Below are 18,984 nucleotides of genomic sequence, written 5' to 3'. Positions count from 1 at the left end.
ACACTCACAATTCGATGCCTTTCTGGGCTTTGATCCCGGACTGGAAGGCATGTTTGATCACACCCATTTCGGTCACGGTATCGGCCAGGTCTATCAGTTCAGGTTTAGCGCCGCGTCCGGTGACCAATACATGCTGCATCGGCGGACGGGCTTGCAGGTCGCTCAACACTTGCTCGAGGTCGAGATAGCCGTGCTTGAGCGCAATATTCAGTTCATCCAGCACCACCAGACCGATGGAGGGGTCGCGCAGCATCTCGCGGGATACTTCCCACGCAGCCTCGGCCGCGGCGATATCACGCTGGCGATCCTGGGTTTCCCAGGTAAAGCCTTCACCCATCACGTGGTAACGCACCTGTTCCGGGAAACGGCGGAAGAAAATCTCTTCGCCGGTGCTGTTGCGACCCTTGATGAATTGCACCACACCGCACTGCATGCCGTGGCCCATGGCCCGTGCCAGCATGCCAAAGGCCGAACTGCTTTTGCCTTTACCGTTGCCGGTCAGTACCAGCAGCAGCCCGCACTCGTTAGGGGCGCTGGCAATGCGCTCATCCATTACGGCTTTTTTGCGCAGCATGCGCGCCTGGTGACGTTCGTCGCGTTCGGGGGATTCGTTCATGGCAGCTCTCCGTTGGGGCTCAATCATGCAAACGGGAGGCGGGGGACATTGCAACAAAAAGCACACCATCGCCCGCCGCGAGGTGTTGGATGGATCAGGCCGGTCTCCGGGCTCACAAGCGGGATACTCCAGACGGAGCAACCCTGACCACGCGTCTTCCCGTGCAAAAACACAGTGACATCGAGCGCAGCCTTTACTCATTTACCGTTGCGGGGGCAGCGCCGGGATCAAAGCGGTTGTGTGGATCAAACACGCCCTCACCGGCTTCCCTGTTTCACCCTGTCGACCTTTGGCCACAGAGCACCTGAAACAAGCCGCGAAGGTTAGAGGGTTGGGGGTGGAGCGTCAATTAAAGCCGGCAGCAACGACTTGAACCTTTGAGCAGCTACGCTCCTCTATGACTGACAAGCCCAAGAACTGATGGAGATCTTCATGCTCAAGCGCCAGCACGCCATTGTCATCGTACTTGCAGCAGGGTTGGCCGCCTGTGGCGAGAGTTCGACCCTGCAAGTGGTGGATGGCACCGGCCCATCACCCAAGCTGCCGGAACCGAACAAGACGCTGATTCCGACAGTCAACATCGCACCGGCCATAGGCTGGCCCGAGGGCACTACGCCGACTGCCGCCCAGGGACTGAAAGTGGCAGCCTTCGCCGAAGGTCTTGACCACCCCCGCTGGCTCTACGTGCTACCCAATGGTGATGTGCTGGTGGCAGAAACCAATGCACCGCCCAAGCCGGATGACAGCAAGGGTATCCGCGGCTGGGTGATGGAGAAAGTCATGGGCCGGGCCGGGGCCGCAGTCCCCAGCGCCAACAGGATCACGCTGCTGCGCGACAGCAACCATGACGGCGTGGCAGAAACCCGCACGGTTTTTATCGACAAGCTCAACTCCCCGTTCGGCATGACCCTGGTGGGCAATGATCTGTATGTCGCAGACGCCGACAAACTGCTGCGCTTCCCCTATCAGGCCGGCGAGCAATCCATCAGCGCCCCGCCGACCAAGGTCGTCGACCTGCCCGGTGGCCCGTTGAACCACCACTGGACCAAAAACGTCATCGCCAGCCCGGATGGCAAAAAACTCTATGTCAGCGTGGGTTCCAACAGCAACGTGGGCGAAAACGGCCTGGACAAAGAGCAAGGCCGCGCAGCGATCTGGGAAGTGGACCCGGCTACCGGCAGCCACCGTATTTTCGCTTCGGGCCTGCGCAACCCCAACGGCATGGACTGGGAGCCAAAATCAGGAAAACTCTGGACTGCGGTTAACGAACGCGACGAAATCGGCAGCGATCTGGTGCCTGACTACATCACCTCGGTACAGGATGGCGGCTTCTATGGCTGGCCTTTCAGCTACTACGGGCAACACGTGGATACACGGGTTAATCCACAAAACCCGGAGCTGGTGGCCAAAGCCATCGCGCCGGACTATGCCGTGGGCCCGCATACGGCATCCCTGGGGCTCAGTTTTGCGACAAACAGCAAGCTGCCCAACTTGACCGAGGGCGCATTTATTGGCCAGCACGGCTCCTGGAACCGCAAACCCCACAGTGGCTATAAAGTGATTTTCGTGCCGTTCACTGAAGGCAAACCTGCCGGCATGCCGGTGGACGTACTGACCGGTTTTCTCAATGCCGATGAGAAAGCCATGGGCCGCCCGGTAGGGGTAGTGATTGATAAACAGGGGGATCTGCTGGTTGCCGATGATGTTGGCAACAAGATCTGGCGGGTGTCCGGGAAATAAACTGCAGGAGCGAGCCGCTCAAGGGCTCGCTCCTAATGGTTCGGCTTTGGCTTACGGGTTGTGGGCCAGATGCTGCTCGGTCGGCAGTACACGCTTGGCCTCCAGATAGGCTTTCTGCCAGTAGGCCTTGTTCAGGCTGTCCAGCTTGACCGTGCCACCTGTTGCAGGCGCATGCACGAAGCGGCCCTCACCGACATAAATCCCGGCATGACTGACCCGGGAACCACCACTGGTAGCGAAAAACAGCAAGTCACCGGTTTGCAGCTTGTCTTTGCCAACACTCTGCACCCGCATCACGATCATCTCGCGAGTGGTACGGGGCAAGGAAATACCTGCGGCATCGTTGTAGACGTACTTGATCAAACCACTGCAATCAAAACCGGAATCCGGGGTATTACCGCCCCAGCGATAAGGCGTACCGACCAGCCCCAGGGCACGGAACAGCACATCCGCAGCAATCGGCGAAGCGTCTTCAGGGGAGTTGGAAAAAACCACCTGCTTTTGCACCACGGGGGCTGGCGGGGGGTGGCTGGCGCAGGCACTGAGCAGTGCTGCTAGAGTCAGAAGGGCAACGCGGGCCATGGTCGACATAAACAGAATGTTCCTGATTCTGGATACGGCTACTGGGGCCGCGAAACCCGAAACCGCGACAGGGGGCACCTTCGCGGCTTCAGGAATTAACTATGCGACTGAATTCTAGACCTTAGAGGCCAAACTTCAAGTAAGACTTTAACTTTACTTGCGCGCTACAACGTTTGTAGGCGCCATCGCCAATGCACGCTTGGCTTCCATAAAGGTCTTGTTCCAGTAGGTATCGCCCAGGCTGTCGATCCGCACACCACCGCTACGGCGGCTGCTGGAGTGAATAAACTGGTCATCGCCCAGGTAAATCCCGGCATGGCTGACACGGCCGCGACCATTGGTGCTGAAGAACAGCAAGTCACCCGGCTTGAGGTTGTTTCGCGCGACCAACGGTGCTTTTACGTTGATCATTTCCCGGGTTGAACGGGGCAGTTGCATGCCCGCTTCTTCTTTGAACAGGTAGCCGATGAACCCGCTGCAATCAAAGCCTGCCTCAGAGGTGCCGCCAAAACGGTAACGGGTACCGATCAAGGACATGCCACGCTCAAGAATGCTGTCAGCCAGGGCTGGCAGTTCATAAGGCTTGCTGTTGGCGGAAAATTGGGCCAGTTCTTTTTCAGTCGCCAGTTCTTCCTGATAAACAGCGGAAGCCTGGGACGCTGATGGCTTTTGAACCTGTTGTTGCACAACTTGCTGTGACACTGGTGTGTGTGCAGCGCAGCCGAACAACAGGGTAACGAGTGCGAGGGGCACGAGGGGTGCGAAGCGCTTTAGCATGGGCACGACCGTGGCTTGAAAGAAAAGTAGCCGCGACTATGCCTTCTATGATCCTCATTTGCAAATTCAATCGATCTAAATGTGACCTGAGCGTTTTGTCATGACATCTAAGGCTTTACACCCCTGACAATCGATTTTGTGCGCGCAGCCCTCTGCCACGCAGGTTTTCTGACGCCTGGATATTGTCAGCAGCCCCGCAGGCACACATGACAAGGCGTGGACGAACGAGGGCGAGTTACCAGCCGAGGGTTTCTTTCAGGAAGGGGATGGTCAGCTTGCGCTGCGCTTGCAGGGACGCCTGATCAAGCCGCTCCAGCAGATCAAACAGCGCGCTCATGCTGCGGGTACCGCGGGTGAGGATAAAATGCCCCACCTCGTCGGTCAGGTGCAGGCCGCGACGGGATGCACGCAATTGCAAGGCGCGCAATTTGTCTTCATCGGACAGGGGGCGCATCTGGAAAACCAGAGCCATGGTCAGGCGTGACTTGAGGTCGGCCAGCTTGATCGGCAACTCACGGGGCGATGCCGAAGCTGCAATCAACAGGCGGCGCCCGCTGTCGCGCAGACGATTGAACAGGTGAAACAGCGCTTCTTCCCAATCAGCACGCCCGGCCACCGCCTGCAGGTCGTCCAGGCAGACCAGCTCGTACTGTTCAAGGTTATCCAGGATTTCAATCCCGCGGTCCTGCAACTCGGCCAGCGGCAGATAGACTGCCGGCTCCCCCATCTGTTCAAAGCGCAGGCATGCAGCCTGTAGCAAGTGCGTACGACCTACGCCCTGCTTGCCCCAAAGATAGATCAGGCTTTCTGTCCAGCCGGCGTCGGCTTCGCACAGACGCTCGACATAGCCTAGTGCAGCGGCATTGGCGCCTGGATAGTAGTTTATGAAGGTAGCGTCATCACGCAGACGCACACCTAGGGGCAGCTGAATCGGTTTCATGCTGACTGAACAGTTCAAACGAACCGTTAGTGGCCTCTGTGTAAAGTTTGCAAAGTTTATACCCGTGTAGCCGGGCGCACAATGTAACAGACCACGAACAAAATCAAAGGTTTGCGTTAAGGTCTTGGATTGAATGAGCTTTATCTCATGGATAGGCAAAATCACGGGGGAAGAAAAAAGGCCGGTTCATTGCAGAATGAACCGGCCTTCGTCAAACCCTCACACCGTTACAGCTGAGGGTCCTCATCGCCTTTGTATACCTGGGAGTCCTTGTATGCATCCTGCACATGGCGCACCAGCACCATGATCACGGCCGCCACCGGCAGCGCCAGCAACACCCCGGTAAAACCGAACAGCTCGCCACCGGCCAGAATGGCAAAGATCACCGCTACCGGGTGCAGGCCGATCCGGTCTCCCACCAGCAATGGCGTGAGCACCATGCCTTCCAGCGCCTGCCCGACCATGAACACCGCCACGATGCCGAGCATCGGGTACAGGTCACCGCCGAACTGGAACAGGCCTGCGGTCAACGCCGCGCCGATCCCGATGATAAAGCCCATGTAGGGCACGATGGCCGCCAGACCTGCCATCAGTCCAATCAACAGCCCCAGCTCAAGCCCGACCAGCATCAGCCCGGCCGAGTAGATAACCCCCAGCGCCAGCATCACCAGCAACTGACCGCGAACAAACGCACCGAGTACGTCGTGACATTCTTTGGCCAGGGACACAATCCGCTCTTCACTGTCACGCGGCAGCAAATTGCGGATTTTTTCCAGCAAGATGTTCCAGTCCCGCAACAGGTAAAACGCCACCACCGGAATCAGCACCAGATTCGCCAGAAAGCCTACCAGCGCCAGACTTGAAGCGGTCGCCTTGGACAACACCACCCCGACGATGTCGCCGGCCTGCCCCACGTGCTCGGTGATCGCCGCCTTGATCTTGTCAAACTGCCAGAAACCGTCACTCAACCCGAACTTGGCCTGTACCCAGGGCATGGCCGTGTGCTGCAGCCAATCCAGCACCAGAGGTGCCAATTGATAGAGTTTCAGCAACTGCTTGGCCAGCAACGGCACCAACACCAGGAGCAGAGTCATGAAAATGACGGTGAACAGCGCGAAAACCGTGACGACGCCCCAGGTTCTTGAAAAACCGTACTTTTCAAGACGATCAACCACAGGGTCGAACATGTAGGCCAGAACGATCGCGACCAGAAACGGCGTGAGTATTGGATGCAAAAAATACACGAACAAGGCCGCTGCAAACGCTACGCCCCACCATACCCAACGCCGCGAATCTGCCATGAACTACCCATCCTTTATATAGAAGAAAAAAACCTACCAGCGAAACCGTAACTGCACGCCCGGCGCATCAGTTGCGCCCTGCGCCTGATCAGCAGTCACTTCATGCAACTGGGCCAGGCCCAGCTGTGAGCGCAACTGTTCGGCACTACCGTTGACCTGATAAACAATGCGGTCACCCTCGACGCTTTTGAGCTGACCACCAAACGGCTCGAGCAAACGCCCCAACTGCGCGTAACGCTCCAGCGTCATGCCCTGCACCTGCAGCAACTGCTCAGTGGAAATACCGGGCTTGACTGCATAGCGCGGGGCCAGCCGCTGACTCACGGCCAGCATCACCGCATCAGCCAGAGCGGCCTGATCGGACGCTTCAGCAGTGCCTTGTTCTTGCTGATCGCCAACCCATAGACGCCACTTGGCGCTCCACTTGCCGTCATCCTCACGGGCATGCACGGCCAGCAACGCATCTGCGCCGTAACGCTCGGAAGCATCCTTCAAGGGGGCCGGGTTACTGCCCTCGAGATTTTCCGCAGTTCCGACCAGTTGCTCACTCAAGTCCGCCAACGGCAGGCGCAGCGGCAGACCGCGGTGTTGCGCCGCGAGCCGCAAAGGTCCGGCAGCCGACTGGCCATCACCGACCAGGCTCGATCCGTCAACCGAATCATTCAACCACCAGCCGAGCAGCGCCGGACGGTTGGTGCCCCACAGCGACAATCCGGCCTGGCGCAGAGCCCGGTCAGTGCTCACAGGATCGAAGTCAACTTGCAGGCTTTCGGGCGGGCCCGCGTCATAACCGTATTGGCTGATGATTTGCTGCGGGTCTTTGCGAATCGCTTCCAGCGCCGGGTTCTGTACAGCCTTGGCATCGCCCGTGAGGCGCAAAACCAGGGTTTCCAGGGCTTTTTGCGTGGCTTGGGTACGTTCTTCTGGCGTTTGACTGGAGACCGGTTCCCGAACTTGATACAGACCGGTCAGAATTTCGGCGTGACTGGCCAGGCTAAAAAATGACAAACAGCCCACAGCTAAAAATTGATGAAAGCGCATGAAAAATTCCCGACGGCAAAAGACACTATAAAAGCCGTATAAAAACACTCGACAAGGCTTCAGACAGGGCCGCAGCCGAATCATTCACCCCAACCCAGCAGTTTTCATTCGGTATAACAAATAGAAACCAGACATCTATACCTTATACAGGCCCGGGCACAGACCCTAATACGACTAAAAAAGGTTTTTTTCGACAGATATAACCCTGCCTGTCGGCCCGAGGATGGCCGCTGCCCTTCAAGCCTGATAAAATCGCGCGCCTTCGCAGACCGGCAACAGCCGGGCGCCATGTAAATGCTCCGTTCAATACCTGAGCACGTGCAAGCCAGCCCTCTGAACTCGGTCGATACCCCCGAATCCCCCCTAAAGGCCTGGATTATGAGCAAGCAACCATCCCTGAGCTACAAAGACGCCGGTGTAGACATCGACGCCGGTGAAGCATTGGTCGAACGCATCAAGAGCGTGGCCAAGCGCACTGCACGCCCGGAAGTGATGGGCGGCCTCGGCGGTTTTGGCGCCCTCTGCGAAATTCCGGCTGGCTACAAGCAGCCTGTTCTGGTTTCCGGCACCGACGGTGTAGGTACCAAGCTGCGCCTGGCACTGAACCTGAACAAACACGACAGCATCGGCATCGACCTGGTTGCAATGTGCGTTAACGACCTGATCGTGTGCGGCGCAGAGCCACTGTTCTTCCTCGATTACTACGCCACCGGCAAGCTCAACGTAGAAACCGCGACCCAAGTGGTTACCGGTATCGGCGCTGGCTGTGAACTGTCCGGCTGCTCGCTGGTAGGCGGCGAAACCGCTGAAATGCCGGGCATGTACGAAGGCGAAGACTACGACCTGGCCGGTTTCTGCGTTGGCGTTGTAGAGAAGTCCGAAATCATCGACGGTTCCCGGGTTGCTGCCGGTGATGCCCTGCTCGCCCTGCCATCTTCGGGCCCGCACTCCAACGGTTACTCGCTGATCCGCAAGATCATCGAAGTGTCCGGTGCCGACATCGAAAACATCCAGCTCGACGGCAAGCCGCTGACCGATCTGCTGATGGCTCCGACCCGCATCTACGTCAAGCCGCTGCTCAAGCTGATCAAAGACACCGGCGTTGTCAAAGCCATGGCCCACATCACCGGTGGCGGCCTGCTCGACAACATCCCGCGCGTTCTGCCAAAAGGCGCTCAGGCGGTAGTTGATGTTGCCAGCTGGCAGCGCCCGGCGGTATTCGACTGGTTGCAGGAAAAAGGCAACGTGGCCGAAACCGAAATGCATCGCGTGCTGAACTGCGGCGTAGGCATGGTAATCTGCGTAGCCCAGGCCGACGTAGAGACCGCCCTGAACGTACTGCGTGAAGCTGGCGAGCAGCCATGGGTGATCGGCCATATCGAAACGGCCGCCGAAGGCGCGCCACAAGTTGAGCTGCAAAACCTCAAGGCGCACTAATGCCTGACACCTGTGATGTAGTGGTGCTGCTTTCCGGCACCGGCAGCAACTTGCAGGCCTTGATCGACAGCAATGACATCAAGGACAGCCCGGCTAAAATTCGCGCGGTGATTTCCAACCGCGCAGATGCCTACGGCCTGCAACGCGCCAAAGACGCAGGTATCGATACCTGCGTACTGGATCACAAAGCATTCGAGGGCCGCGAGGCCTTCGATGCTGCACTGATCGAAGTCATTGACACTTTCAAACCGCAACTGGTGGTTCTGGCCGGATTCATGCGCATTCTCAGCGCAGACTTCGTACGCCACTATCAGGGTCGCCTGCTCAATATCCACCCCTCGTTGCTGCCCAAATACAAAGGCTTGCATACCCATCAGCGCGCGCTGGAGGCGGGTGATCGCGAGCACGGCTGCAGCGTGCACTTTGTAACCGAGGAACTCGATGGCGGGCCTCTGGTCGTACAGGCAGTAGTGCCGGTAAAGTCCGACGACTCGCCACACAGTCTGGCGCAACGGGTTCATACCCAGGAACACCGGATTTATCCGCTTGCAGTGCGCTGGTTTGCCGAAGGTCGTTTGGCACTTGACGAGCAAGGCGCATTATTAGACGGTCAATTACTTGCGGCCAGCGGCCACTTGATACGAACCTAGGAGACATTATGCGTCGTGCCCTGCTCCTCGCCCTCAGCCTGCTGACTATTCCAGCAGTGCAGGCGGCCGATCTTCAGCCTTTCAACGCCAGCTACACCGCAGACTGGAAACAGTTGCCGATGAGCGGTTCTGCCGAGCGTAGCCTGACTAAAAACAGCGACGGCAACTGGACCTTGAACTTCAAGGCCTCGATGCTGGTGGCCAGCCTGAACGAAGAAAGCACCCTCAAGCTGGAAAAAGACAAGCCGGTTCCGCTGACCTACCACTTCGAACGTGGCGGTCTGGGCAAGGCCAAGAACATCGATCTCAATTTCGACTGGTCCGACATGACCGTCACCGGCACCGACAATAAAGAGCCGGTAAACGTGAAGTTGCTGACCGGCATGCTCGACAAGTCCACCTACCAACTGGCCCTGCAGCGCGATGTGGCTGCGGGCAAAAAGTCGATGAGCTATCAGGTGGTCGATGGCAACGATGTGGATACCTATGACTTCCGCGTCATCGGCCCGGAAGTGGTCGAGACCAAAGCCGGCAAGGTAGACGCGATCAAGGTCGAACGTGTTCGCGACCCGTCCCAGAACAAGCGCATCACTGAAATGTGGTTCGCCAAGAACTGGGATGGTCTGCTGGTAAAACTGCGTCAGGTCGAAAAAGACGGCAAGGAATACAACATCATGCTGCTGGACGGCACGGTGAATGGCAAAACAGTCAAGGGCAACTAAGCGGCAAGCCCTGAGCTGCAAGCTGTAAGACAAAACCTCGCTTCGGCGAGGTTTTTTCGTTTCTGAACCTCATATCTGAGCGCAAAGCGCTATCCCCGCAGGAGCGGCCTCTCCTGCCATCAGAAAGCCTTCAAACATGAAACATTTGTCATAAAACTATTGGATCATTTCGTAAACACCCCGTAGTTAAAGGGCTGCAGCGATATGACGTTTTTAACAACATGACAGCATGACAATTGGCTATTTACTTAGGAAGCTAACAAATTCTATAAAGAAGACCTGCGACGCCTTGCCGCAGATCCCCATCAGAATTTGGAGCAAGCAGATGACTATCAAAGTAACTGAACGCGACGATTCACGTATGTTCCACCAGCTTGTGGCCCACGGTGTTCACCTGTGGGACGTGCATCAGGAAGACGTACTGGTTGGTATGTTCCACCGCGAAAGCGACGCTCAAAGCTACAAGGCTGAGCTGGAAAAGCTGGAAGCGCAGAAACATCAGGCATGAGTCACTAAAACCACAGACTTGAAAAACACAAACCCCGCCGAAGCGGGGTTTGTCGTATCCGGGGCAATCAACACCTGCAGGAGCGAGCTCGCTCCTGCAGGGTTACCACATCAGGTCGTCCGGAATCTGATAAGCCGCGTACGGATCGTCTTCTTCCGGCGTCTTCGACTCCACCAGGATGTTGAGCTGGACAATACGGCGCGGGTCGCGCTCCTGGATCTTCAGTGCGGCCTCACGGGGAATAACTTCGTAACCACCCTGGTGCTGCACAATTGCCAGCGAACCATTGGCCAGCTTGTTGCGCATCAAGGTGTTGACCGACAGGCGCTTGACCTTCTTGTCGTCAACGAAGTTGTAATAGTCCTCGGTGGTCAGCTTGGGCAGACGCGATACTTCGATCAGTTGCTTGATCTGCGCCGCGCGGGCCTTTTGCTCGACCTTTTCCTGTTGCTGACGATTGAGCTCCTGGTCGCGCTTGACCTTTTCGGCCTTGGCTTCGGCAGCCAGACGCTGCTGAGTATCGTCCTGCTCAATCTGGCCTTTGTGTACCAGGCGTTGCTGCTTTTGCTTTTCTTTGCCGGCCTGTTTGGCCTGCTTCTCGTTGACCAGTCCGGCTTTGAGCAACTGGTCGCGTAGGGAAATGCTCATCTACTTACTCACTTAGGCAAACTCAGCCGCAGCTGGGTAAATTCTTTTCCTGACGCTTGGCTTCGCCCCACAGGGCGTCCAGGTCTTCAAGGGTGCAATCTTCAATGGGACGCAGGGTATCGCGCAATGCCTGCTCAATAAACCGGAAACGTCGGTCAAATTTAGCATTGGCACCGCGCAAGGCTGTTTCGGGATCAACTTTAAGGTGCCGGGCGAGGTTTACCACTGAAAACAGCAGGTCTCCAATCTCATCATGGATCGCCACCGAATCGTTATCCGCCATGGCCTCCAGCACTTCGTCCAGCTCTTCACGAACCTTGTCCAGTACCGGCAAAGCAGCAGGCCAGTCAAACCCGACCTGAGCCGCGCGCTTTTGTAACTTGGCGGCCCGGGACAAGGCCGGCAAGGCCACAGGCACGTCATCGAGCAACGACAACTGCTCGGGTGCCGCAGACTTTTCTGCTCGCTCCTGGGCCTTGATCTCATCCCAGCGCACCTTGACCTGCTCTTCGCTCAGGCGCGGCACATCCAGCGGCGCATACAGATCGCCAGTCGGGAATACATGGGGATGACGACGAATCAGCTTGCGGGTAATGCTGTCGATCACCCCGGCGAATTCAAACCGCCCTTCTTCGCGGGCCAGCTGGCTGTAATACACCACCTGAAACAGCAGATCGCCCAGTTCGCCCTGTAAATGCTCGAAGTCGCTGCGCTCAATGGCATCAGCCACTTCGTAGGCTTCTTCGAGGGTATAGGGCACGATCGTGGCGTAGGTTTGCTTGATATCCCACGGGCAGCCGTACTGCGGATCCCGCAGTCGGGTCATCAAAAACAGCAAATCGTCCAAGGTATGCATCAGGATCCTTCAGTTTTTTAGCGGCAAGCTGCAAGAGAAAACCAAGACAGACCGCGCCCGGCTTTAACTTGCTGCTTGCTGCTCAAAGCTCGCCGCTAGCGTGGCTCGCTGCGCCCTATGCGGCGGGTTTCGATGATGTTCGGCAGCTGCGAAATCCGCCCCAGCAAACGCCCCAATGCATCCAGCCCCGGGATCTCGATGGTCAAGGACATCAACGCCGTGTTGTTCTCCTTGTTCGAGCGGGTATTGACCGCCAGCACGTTGATCCGCTCATTGAGCAGCACCTGGGACACGTCACGCAACAATCCCGAACGGTCGTAGGCACGGATCTCGATATCGACCGGATAGGTCGAGACCGGGATCGGCCCCCAATTGACCTGAATGATCCGCTCTGGCTCACGACTGCCCAGTTGCAGCACCGAGGCGCAGTCCTGACGGTGATGCTCACACCACGACCCTGGGTGATGTAGCCGACAATCGCATCGCCCGGCAGTGGCTGGCAGCATCCGGCCATTTGGGTCAGCAGGTTGCCCACGCCCTCGATCTGGATATCTCCACGCTTGCCCGGCTTGTAGCCGGTGGCCTTGCGGGGAATGAGCTCCATCTGCTCGTTGCCGCGCTCCGGCTCCACCAGCTGTTGCGCCAGGTTGATCAGTTGCGCCAACCGCAGATCGCCGGCACCGAGGGCCGCGTACATGTCCTCGGCGGTTCGCATGTTGGCTTTGTCAGCGAGCTTCTCGTAGTCCACACCCGGCAAGCCCAAACGGCTCAGCTCGCGCTCGAGCAAGGTTTTACCGGCGGCAACGTTCTGGTCGCGGGCCTGCAACTTGTACCAGTGAACGATCTTGGCCCGCGCCCGGGACGTGGTGATGTAGCCCAGGTTCGGGTTCAGCCAGTCGCGGCTCGGCGTGCCGTGCTTGCTGGTGATGATCTCGACTTGCTCACCCGTTTGCAGGGTGTAGTTGAGCGGCACGATGCGCCCGTTGATCTTGGCGCCACGGCAGTTGTGGCCGATCTCGGTATGCACCCGATAAGCGAAGTCCAGCGGTGTGGAGCCTTTGGGCAAGTCGATCGCATGACCGTCAGGGGTGAAGATATAAACCCGGTCCGGCTCGATATCGACCCGCAGCTGCTCGGCAAGGCCGCCAATGTCTCCCAGCTCTTCGTGCCATTCCAGCACCTGGCGCAACCACGAGATTTTCTCTTCGTACTGGTTGGACCCGGCTTTTACGTCGGTGCCCTTGTAACGCCAGTGTGCGCAAACCCCCAGCTCCGCTTCTTCGTGCATGGCGTGGGTGCGGATCTGCACTTCCAGCACCTTGCCTTCAGGCCCGATCACCGCAGTGTGCAGCGAGCGGTAGCCGTTTTCCTTGGGGTTGGCGATGTAATCGTCGAACTCTTTGGGAATGTGTCGCCACAACGTGTGGACGATACCCAGCGCGGTATAGCAGTCGCGCATCTCCGGGACCAGAACCCGGACCGCACGCACGTCATAGATCTGGCTGAAGGCCAGGCCCTTGCGCTGCATTTTGCGCCAGATGGAATAGATATGTTTGGCCCGGCCGCTGATATCGGCGTCAACCCCGGTGGCCACCAGTTCAGTGCGCAACTGGTTCATCACGTCACTGATAAAGCGCTCGCGATCAAGCCGGCGCTCATGCAGCAAAGTGGCAATCTGTTTGTACTGTTCAGGCTCGAGGTAGCGGAAGGACAAGTCCTCCAGTTCCCACTTGATATGGCCGATACCCAGACGGTGTGCCAGCGGCGCGTAAATATCGAACACTTCGCGGGCAACCCGGTTACGCTTTTCATCCGGCGCATTCTTGATCGCACGAATGGCGCAGGTGCGCTCGGCCAGCTTGATCAGTGCCACACGCACGTCATCGACCATGGCGACCAGCATCTTACGCAGGTTTTCGACCTGGCCCTGGGTGCCCAGCACCATGGACTGACGGGGACTGAGACTGGCGCTGATGGCCGCCATGCGCAGCACGCCATCAATCAGTTTGGCCACCACCGGACCAAAGCGCTGACTGACGGCAGGCAACTGCACCTGCCCTTCGCGAACACAGCGGTAAAGAATCGCTGCCACCAGAGAGTCTTGATCCAGCTTGAGATCAGCGAGAATCTCGGCGATTTCCAAACCGGTGCGAAAGCTCGACATGCCTTCGGCCCACAGGTTTTTAGCCGCATTGGCCTGCTGTTCCGCCTCACGCGCAAACTCGCACGCTTCCTTCAAGGCTTCACGGTCCAGCGCCGCATCGACACTCACCGCGTGATCAAGCCATGCCTCGAGGTTGAGACTGCCGTCGGTGTTGATCGGCTGGTGTGCTCTGACCTGTACCATCTTGCTTACCTTCCCTACGACACAGATTCAATGTGTCAAAATCACCGCCCCTAATACCAACCACGCGCTGCAGGGCTCAGCAGCACGGGGTTGCGGGCCGGTTGAAATAGACAGACGTCCTAGTCTGCTTCAAATAACGCCATCGCCTCGACATGCGCTGTTTGCGGGAACATATCGAGGATTGCGGCACGTTTTAACCGATAACCCTGCTTCATCAACTCAAGGGTGTCGCGCGCCAGCGTTGCCGGGTTGCACGACACATACACCAAACGTTTGGCACCCAGCCCCGCCAGTTTGCGCACCACTTCATAAGCCCCGTCACGCGGCGGGTCGAGCAGTACGGCGGCAAAGCCCTCTTTGGCCCAGGCTGCGTCGTCCAGCGGCTGCGACAAGTCCGCCTGGAAAAACGCTGCATTATTCAGCTTGTTACTGACCGCGTTTTGCGCGGCGCGTTCGACCATGGTCGCAACACCTTCGACAGCCACCACCTCGCGCACCTGGCTCGCCAGCGGTAATGCGAAGTTACCCAGCCCACAGAACAAGTCAAGAACCCGTTCATCAGCTTGCGGAGCAAGCCACGCTAATGCTTGAGACACCATCGCTTCGTTGACGCCGGCATTGACCTGAACAAAATCGCCCGGGCGATAGGCCAACTCCAGATTCCACGTCTGCAAACGGTAGCCCAGGTTCTGGTTCACATCGACCGGCTGTGGCCCGGCGTCGCCATGCAGCCACAGCTGGGCGTCATGGGTACGGCAAAATGCTTGTAAAACCTGCATGTCGGCATCGTTAAGCGGTGCCATATGACGCAGCAACACGGCAATCGCCGAACCGCTGAACAGTTCGACATGCCCCAAGGCCTTGGGATTGCTCAGTTGACGCAACATGGCAGGCAACCCGGCCATGATAGGTTGCAATGCCTGTACCAACACCAAACAGTGATCGATGGCCACGATGTCCTGACTGCCGGCAGCGCGGAAACCGACCTCCAGGTGCTTGGCCCGCGCATCCCAGCGCACGGCAATGCGTGCCCGGCGGCGATAGCCGAACTCGGGGCCGGTCAGCGGCGGCGCCCACTCCTGAGGTTCGACACCGGCCACGCGGGACAGTTGCTCGGCGAGCATGCGCTGTTTAAGTGCAAGCTGCTCTTCATGGGGCAAGTGTTGCAGGCTGCAACCACCGCATTTACCTGCATGGGCACAAGGGGCCACGCGCCGTACGTCGCTGGCCTTGAACACGCGCTCGGTACGCGCTTCGACGACTTTACCGTGCGCCCCCAGAACCCGTGCTTCTACTTCCTCTGCGGCCAGGGCGCCCGAGACAAACCAGGTACGCCCTTCTACAAAGGCTATGCCACGGCCATCGTTGGCCAGACGCTCGATGTTCAAACGCTGTTTTTTGCCCACAGGCACTTGCGCAGCCTTGGTACCGCCAGCTGGCTGGAAGCGCAGCCCTCTTTCTTGCTTAGCCATCAGTTCGGCTCATCGTAAATGCCGGTCGACAGATAACGATCGCCCCGGTCGCAAATGATCGCGACCATCACCGCATTTTCGACTTCCTGGGACAAGCGCAGCATCGCTGCCACTGCCCCGCCTGAAGACACACCGCAGAAAATGCCTTCTTCCCGGGCCAGGCGACGCGTCACGTCTTCGGCTTCGCGCTGGGCCATGTCGACGATCCGGTCAACCCGGTCGGCCTGATAAATCTTGGGCAGATACTCATGTGGCCAACGACGGATGCCCGGAATGGCGGCGCCCTCCATCGGCTGCAAACCGACGATCTGCACGTTCGGGTTTTGCTCTTTGAGATAGCGCGAAACGCCCATGATGGTGCCGGTGGTACCCATCGAACTGATGAAGTGGGTGATCGTACCCTGGGTCTGGCGCCAGATTTCCGGGCCGGTGCTGGTGTAATGCGCCTCGGGGTTATCACCGTTGGCGAACTGATCGAGCACCTTGCCACGGCCTTCGGCCTGCATCTTGTCGGCCAGGTCGCGGGCCCCTTCCATGCCCTCTTCCTGGCTGACCAGAATCAGCTCGGCGCCATAGGCGGTCATGGCGGCCTTGCGCTCGGCACTGGAATTGTCGGGCATGATCAGGATCATCTTGTAGCCCTTGATCGCGGCAGCCATGGCCAGCGCAATCCCGGTATTGCCCGAGGTGGCTTCAATCAAGGTATCGCCGGCCTGGATCTGGCCGCGGTTTTCGGCGCGGCTGATCATCGACAGAGCCGGGCGATCCTTGACCGAACCCGCAGGGTTATTCCCTTCGAGCTTGAGCAACAAGGTATTGGTGGTGTCTCCCGCCAGGCGCTGCAAGCGCACCAGCGGGGTGTTGCCGACGCAATCGGCGATAGTTGGGTACTGCAATATCATGGCGTATTCGCAATCCAGACCGCGGGGCCGCACATCATACCGACAAACGCCCACAGCCCATATCACGCAAAGTACGGTGCTTATGGCGAAAGGCTATAAGCCTCCCGGGCAAACACTGCAAACCCGGTGGCAGACGGCTTGCCTGTGAGGTGAACAACCCGGGGTGAAAAAAACCCAGCGCCGGCAAGCCCCCACAAGTAATCAGGGCTGCCCGGGACTGGCCGGTAACCGGATATGCACCCGCAAGCCCGGCCCGACATTTTCCGCCCACAAACTGCCGCCCTGCAGCCGCAGCGCATTGCGCGCAATGCTCAGGCCCAGACCAAAGCCACCATCACCCGGGCGTGAACCATCGAGCCGGGTAAAGGGGGCGAAGATCCGTTCCAGCTCTTCAGGCGCCACCCCGCCGCCCTGATCATCGAGCCACAAATGCCACATCTCGCCCTCGCGCTGCCCGTTCAGACTGACAGTACCTTCGGCCGGAGAGTGACGAATGGCATTACGCAGGATGTTCTCCAGGGCCTGGGCCAGGCTGTTCAAATGCCCTCGCACCCAACAATCAGCTTCAACAAAGCAGGGCAAACGCGATTGCGGCCAGCCACTTTCAAAGCCGGCATTTTCAGTGAGCATCTCCCACAGCGCCTGGATCTGAATGTCTTCCACCGGCAACGGCCCGCGTTCGGCATCCAGCCAGGCTAGTTGCAGGGTGTCTTCGACCAGCCGCTGCATGCCGTCAACTTCACGGCCCAGACGTTCGCGCAGGGCCTCAAGGTCCTGCTCGCTGTCACAGGCCACCCGCAGCCGACTCAAAGGCGTTCGCAACTCATGGGACAAATCGCGCAGCAGTTGTTGCTGCTGGTTGACGGTACTTTGCAGGCGCTCGGACATTTGATCGAATGCCCGCCCCAGGTCCCCCAGCTCGTCCTGACGGCTGGTGGTCTGGCTCGACAGCCTTGTACCCAGCTGATCGGCCCGCCAGGCGCTGGCCTGCTCGCGCAAATGGTTCAGCGGCACGATCAGTAAGCGGTACAGCCCCACACATAGCAGCAACGTGAACATGCCCGGAATCACACCGTTGGTGAGAATGCGCCAGATCAGTTGCGAATGGCCCGGCATAAAGCGCTGGGGCAGTTCAATAATCAGGTACCCCGCAGAAGTATCCTTGGGGAACGGCACCTTGATCCACGGCCGGGCCGTTCTGACGTGGCTGATGGGCCAGTCCAGACCGCGCAGAAAGGTCATTCGCTGACTTTCGGTCTCGCTCAACGGATAACTGCTGAGTGCTTGCAGGTCCTGCCCCACCACACCGATCCAGCCCGGCTCCTTGCGCCCCATCTTCTGCAACCACTGGTCGACACCCGCTTGCTGGCCGGTCTCCCAGGCGCGTTCGGCCTCCCCCGCATAGCGCACCAGGGTGCTCTGTGCCAGCTCGGTTAAATAGCCGGTGCGCTTGTCCATGTAGCGGCCCCAGGACCAACTGAGCCAGATCATCAACAAACAAAAAGCCACCAGCAAACACGCCAGTTTCCAGAACACCGAATGCTTGCCGGGCACCTTACAGCGCATCGCTGGCACTCAAGACGTACCCCTTGCCCCACACCGTACGCACTTCCCGTGTGTGGTAGCCGATGGTTTTGAGTTTTCGCCGGATCTGGCTGATATGCATGTCCAGGCTGCGGTCGTGGGCCGCATAGCCGCGCTGCAGCACCTGTTGATAGAGGAATGCCTTGCTCAGTACTTCATCAGGATTGCGCTGCAGCGTGTCGAGCAAACGGTATTCACTGCGGGTCAGGCCGGCCCATTGCTGGCCATAGCGCACATCGGCAGTTTCTTCATCGACAAACAGCTCGCACTCGCCCGGGGCCCCATCCGCCACCGGTGCCTGGCGCGGCATGCGATCCAGCGCGACCCGGCGCAGGATGGCCTGAATCCGCACCCGCAATTCGGCCATGCTGAACGGTTTGGGCAAGTAGTCATCGGCTCCCAGCTGAAAGCCGCTGATACGATCCGCCTCGGCCCCCAGGGCAGACATCAGAATCACTGGCAGTGCATGGGTCTGGCGCAATTGCGTGAGCACCTGCAGGCCATTCATGCCCGGCAGCAGGATATCCATCAGCACCACGTCAAACGGTTCTTGCCGGGCACGTGCCAGCCCCTCCTGACCGTTTTGACACCAAACGACCTCAAACCCGCAGCGCAGCAACTGCTCATGCAGGTAGGCGCCCAGAACAGGGTCGTCTTCTATCGCCAACAGGCGGGACGGGCTAACAGCTACGGGATTCATTAGCGTCTGCAAGTAATTCTCAATCATCGATTATTCAATATTGGGCCACCACGAGCAACCGGCACAGGGTCTACAAAGCCTGATCCAGGCCTTGACGACAAATTTTCACGGATTTGCCATGCTTCAAATGGCTACACTGGCACCTGGCCTGCGCCGGACGC

General features: G+C 58.5%; 17 protein-coding genes, 1 pseudogene and 1 riboswitch. Of the genes and pseudogenes, 5 read left to right on the top strand and 13 right to left on the bottom strand.

Going from position 1 to position 18,984, the window contains the following annotated elements; translation table 11 throughout:
* Nucleotides 1-4: 4 nt before the first annotated feature.
* Nucleotides 5-616 carry a cob(I)yrinic acid a,c-diamide adenosyltransferase gene (cobO, locus tag EQV90_RS07125; protein WP_003442773.1) on the bottom strand — a complete coding sequence of 204 codons (612 nt, stop codon included), beginning with the start codon at nt 614-616 and terminating at the stop codon, nt 5-7.
* Between the two features lie 79 nt (nt 617-695).
* Nucleotides 696-939, bottom strand: a riboswitch (cobalamin riboswitch).
* A gap of 109 nt (nt 940-1,048) precedes the next feature.
* On the opposite strand from cobO, the gene EQV90_RS07120 reads away from it, so the two are divergent.
* Nucleotides 1,049-2,356, top strand: a complete 1,308-nt coding sequence (locus EQV90_RS07120) for a sorbosone dehydrogenase family protein (RefSeq protein ID WP_240877934.1) — start codon at nt 1,049-1,051, stop codon at nt 2,354-2,356.
* A 51-nt stretch (nt 2,357-2,407) separates the two neighbouring features.
* Here EQV90_RS07120 and EQV90_RS07115 read toward each other — a convergent pair whose 3' ends face one another.
* The 5 genes from EQV90_RS07115 to EQV90_RS07095 all read right to left on the bottom strand — a co-directional run bounded on the left by EQV90_RS07115 (nt 2,408) and on the right by EQV90_RS07095 (nt 6,997).
* Nucleotides 2,408-2,947, bottom strand: coding sequence for a C40 family peptidase (locus EQV90_RS07115; protein ID WP_003442777.1), 540 nt, complete (start codon nt 2,945-2,947; stop codon nt 2,408-2,410).
* Nucleotides 2,948-3,091: 144 nt separating this feature from the next.
* A complete protein-coding gene (locus EQV90_RS07110; RefSeq protein WP_010655754.1) occupies nt 3,092-3,715 on the bottom strand; it encodes an NlpC/P60 family protein in 624 nt (207 codons plus the stop codon).
* Nucleotides 3,716-3,950: 235 nt separating this feature from the next.
* The gene (gene hda / locus EQV90_RS07105) at nt 3,951-4,655 is read right to left on the bottom strand and encodes a DnaA regulatory inactivator Hda (RefSeq protein ID WP_003442781.1); all 705 of its coding nucleotides are present in this window, start codon (nt 4,653-4,655) and stop codon (nt 3,951-3,953) included.
* A gap of 227 nt (nt 4,656-4,882) precedes the next feature.
* Nucleotides 4,883-5,956, bottom strand: a complete 1,074-nt coding sequence (locus EQV90_RS07100; RefSeq protein WP_003442784.1) for an AI-2E family transporter — start codon at nt 5,954-5,956, stop codon at nt 4,883-4,885.
* Nucleotides 5,957-5,989: 33 nt separating this feature from the next.
* Nucleotides 5,990-6,997: a DUF2066 domain-containing protein gene (locus EQV90_RS07095; RefSeq protein WP_160626915.1), complete on the bottom strand. Its 1,008-nt coding sequence runs from the start codon at nt 6,995-6,997 to the stop codon at nt 5,990-5,992.
* A 378-nt stretch (nt 6,998-7,375) separates the two neighbouring features.
* On the opposite strand from EQV90_RS07095, the gene purM reads away from it, so the two are divergent.
* From purM to EQV90_RS07075, 4 genes are all read left to right on the top strand, one after another.
* On the top strand, nt 7,376-8,434 hold the full coding sequence (purM, locus tag EQV90_RS07090; protein WP_003442788.1) for a phosphoribosylformylglycinamidine cyclo-ligase: 1,059 nt from the start codon (nt 7,376-7,378) through the stop codon (nt 8,432-8,434).
* Nucleotides 8,434-9,084 carry a phosphoribosylglycinamide formyltransferase gene (purN, locus tag EQV90_RS07085; protein WP_003442790.1) on the top strand — a complete coding sequence of 217 codons (651 nt, stop codon included), beginning with the start codon at nt 8,434-8,436 and terminating at the stop codon, nt 9,082-9,084. Before purM ends, purN begins: the two co-directional genes overlap by 1 nt.
* Before the next feature lie 8 nt (nt 9,085-9,092).
* A complete protein-coding gene (locus EQV90_RS07080) occupies nt 9,093-9,806 on the top strand; it encodes a DUF3108 domain-containing protein (RefSeq protein WP_003442792.1) in 714 nt (237 codons plus the stop codon).
* 325 nt (nt 9,807-10,131) lie between these two features.
* On the top strand, nt 10,132-10,314 hold the full coding sequence (locus EQV90_RS07075; protein ID WP_240877933.1) for a hypothetical protein: 183 nt from the start codon (nt 10,132-10,134) through the stop codon (nt 10,312-10,314).
* Between the two features lie 102 nt (nt 10,315-10,416).
* Here the strand turns inward: EQV90_RS07075 and EQV90_RS07070 are convergent, their stop codons facing one another.
* From EQV90_RS07070 to EQV90_RS07040, 7 genes and pseudogenes are all read right to left on the bottom strand, one after another.
* Nucleotides 10,417-10,962: a DUF2058 domain-containing protein gene (locus EQV90_RS07070; RefSeq protein ID WP_003442800.1), complete on the bottom strand. Its 546-nt coding sequence runs from the start codon at nt 10,960-10,962 to the stop codon at nt 10,417-10,419.
* 22 nt (nt 10,963-10,984) lie between these two features.
* Nucleotides 10,985-11,818: a nucleoside triphosphate pyrophosphohydrolase gene (gene mazG / locus EQV90_RS07065; RefSeq protein ID WP_003442803.1), complete on the bottom strand. Its 834-nt coding sequence runs from the start codon at nt 11,816-11,818 to the stop codon at nt 10,985-10,987.
* 95 nt (nt 11,819-11,913) lie between these two features.
* A pseudogene (gene relA / locus EQV90_RS07060) lies at nt 11,914-14,165 on the bottom strand (GTP diphosphokinase).
* A gap of 119 nt (nt 14,166-14,284) precedes the next feature.
* A complete protein-coding gene (gene rlmD / locus EQV90_RS07055) occupies nt 14,285-15,637 on the bottom strand; it encodes a 23S rRNA (uracil(1939)-C(5))-methyltransferase RlmD (RefSeq protein WP_010655751.1) in 1,353 nt (450 codons plus the stop codon).
* A complete protein-coding gene (cysM, locus tag EQV90_RS07050; protein ID WP_029612294.1) occupies nt 15,637-16,539 on the bottom strand; it encodes a cysteine synthase CysM in 903 nt (300 codons plus the stop codon). Before cysM ends, rlmD begins: the two co-directional genes overlap by 1 nt.
* Nucleotides 16,540-16,740: 201 nt before the next feature.
* Nucleotides 16,741-18,105, bottom strand: a complete 1,365-nt coding sequence (locus tag EQV90_RS07045; RefSeq protein WP_240877932.1) for a sensor histidine kinase — start codon at nt 18,103-18,105, stop codon at nt 16,741-16,743.
* Nucleotides 18,095-18,823 (bottom strand): response regulator transcription factor, encoded by a 729-nt coding sequence (locus EQV90_RS07040; RefSeq protein WP_010655749.1) that lies wholly within the window; start codon nt 18,821-18,823, stop codon nt 18,095-18,097. The genes EQV90_RS07045 and EQV90_RS07040 overlap by 11 nt, the downstream gene beginning before the upstream one ends.
* Nucleotides 18,824-18,984 lie beyond the last annotated feature (161 nt).

It is taken from the genome of Pseudomonas sp. TMW22089 (assembly GCF_022496645.1).
GTDB lineage: Bacteria > Pseudomonadota > Gammaproteobacteria > Pseudomonadales > Pseudomonadaceae > Aquipseudomonas > Aquipseudomonas paraversuta.
Note: the sequence above shows the minus strand (reverse complement) of the source record. Positions and strands in the feature narration are given on the sequence as shown.

Bases quoted from the DNA above. Each gene is read 5' to 3' on its own strand.
- cobO (WP_003442773.1), bottom strand. From the start codon at position 616: ATGAACGAATCCCCCGAACGCGACGAACGTCACCAGGCGCGCATGCTG.
- EQV90_RS07120 (WP_240877934.1), top strand. From the start codon at position 1,049: ATGCTCAAGCGCCAGCACGCCATTGTCATCGTACTTGCAGCAGGGTTG.
- EQV90_RS07115 (WP_003442777.1), bottom strand. From the start codon at position 2,947: ATGTCGACCATGGCCCGCGTTGCCCTTCTGACTCTAGCAGCACTGCTC.
- EQV90_RS07110 (WP_010655754.1), bottom strand. From the start codon at position 3,715: ATGCTAAAGCGCTTCGCACCCCTCGTGCCCCTCGCACTCGTTACCCTG.
- hda (WP_003442781.1), bottom strand. From the start codon at position 4,655: ATGAAACCGATTCAGCTGCCCCTAGGTGTGCGTCTGCGTGATGACGCT.
- EQV90_RS07100 (WP_003442784.1), bottom strand. From the start codon at position 5,956: ATGGCAGATTCGCGGCGTTGGGTATGGTGGGGCGTAGCGTTTGCAGCG.
- EQV90_RS07095 (WP_160626915.1), bottom strand. From the start codon at position 6,997: ATGCGCTTTCATCAATTTTTAGCTGTGGGCTGTTTGTCATTTTTTAGC.
- purM (WP_003442788.1), top strand. From the start codon at position 7,376: ATGAGCAAGCAACCATCCCTGAGCTACAAAGACGCCGGTGTAGACATC.
- purN (WP_003442790.1), top strand. From the start codon at position 8,434: ATGCCTGACACCTGTGATGTAGTGGTGCTGCTTTCCGGCACCGGCAGC.
- EQV90_RS07080 (WP_003442792.1), top strand. From the start codon at position 9,093: ATGCGTCGTGCCCTGCTCCTCGCCCTCAGCCTGCTGACTATTCCAGCA.
- EQV90_RS07075 (WP_240877933.1), top strand. From the start codon at position 10,132: ATGACTATCAAAGTAACTGAACGCGACGATTCACGTATGTTCCACCAG.
- EQV90_RS07070 (WP_003442800.1), bottom strand. From the start codon at position 10,962: ATGAGCATTTCCCTACGCGACCAGTTGCTCAAAGCCGGACTGGTCAAC.
- mazG (WP_003442803.1), bottom strand. From the start codon at position 11,818: ATGCATACCTTGGACGATTTGCTGTTTTTGATGACCCGACTGCGGGAT.
- rlmD (WP_010655751.1), bottom strand. From the start codon at position 15,637: ATGGCTAAGCAAGAAAGAGGGCTGCGCTTCCAGCCAGCTGGCGGTACC.
- cysM (WP_029612294.1), bottom strand. From the start codon at position 16,539: ATGATATTGCAGTACCCAACTATCGCCGATTGCGTCGGCAACACCCCG.
- EQV90_RS07045 (WP_240877932.1), bottom strand. From the start codon at position 18,105: ATGCGCTGTAAGGTGCCCGGCAAGCATTCGGTGTTCTGGAAACTGGCG.
- EQV90_RS07040 (WP_010655749.1), bottom strand. From the start codon at position 18,823: ATGAATCCCGTAGCTGTTAGCCCGTCCCGCCTGTTGGCGATAGAAGAC.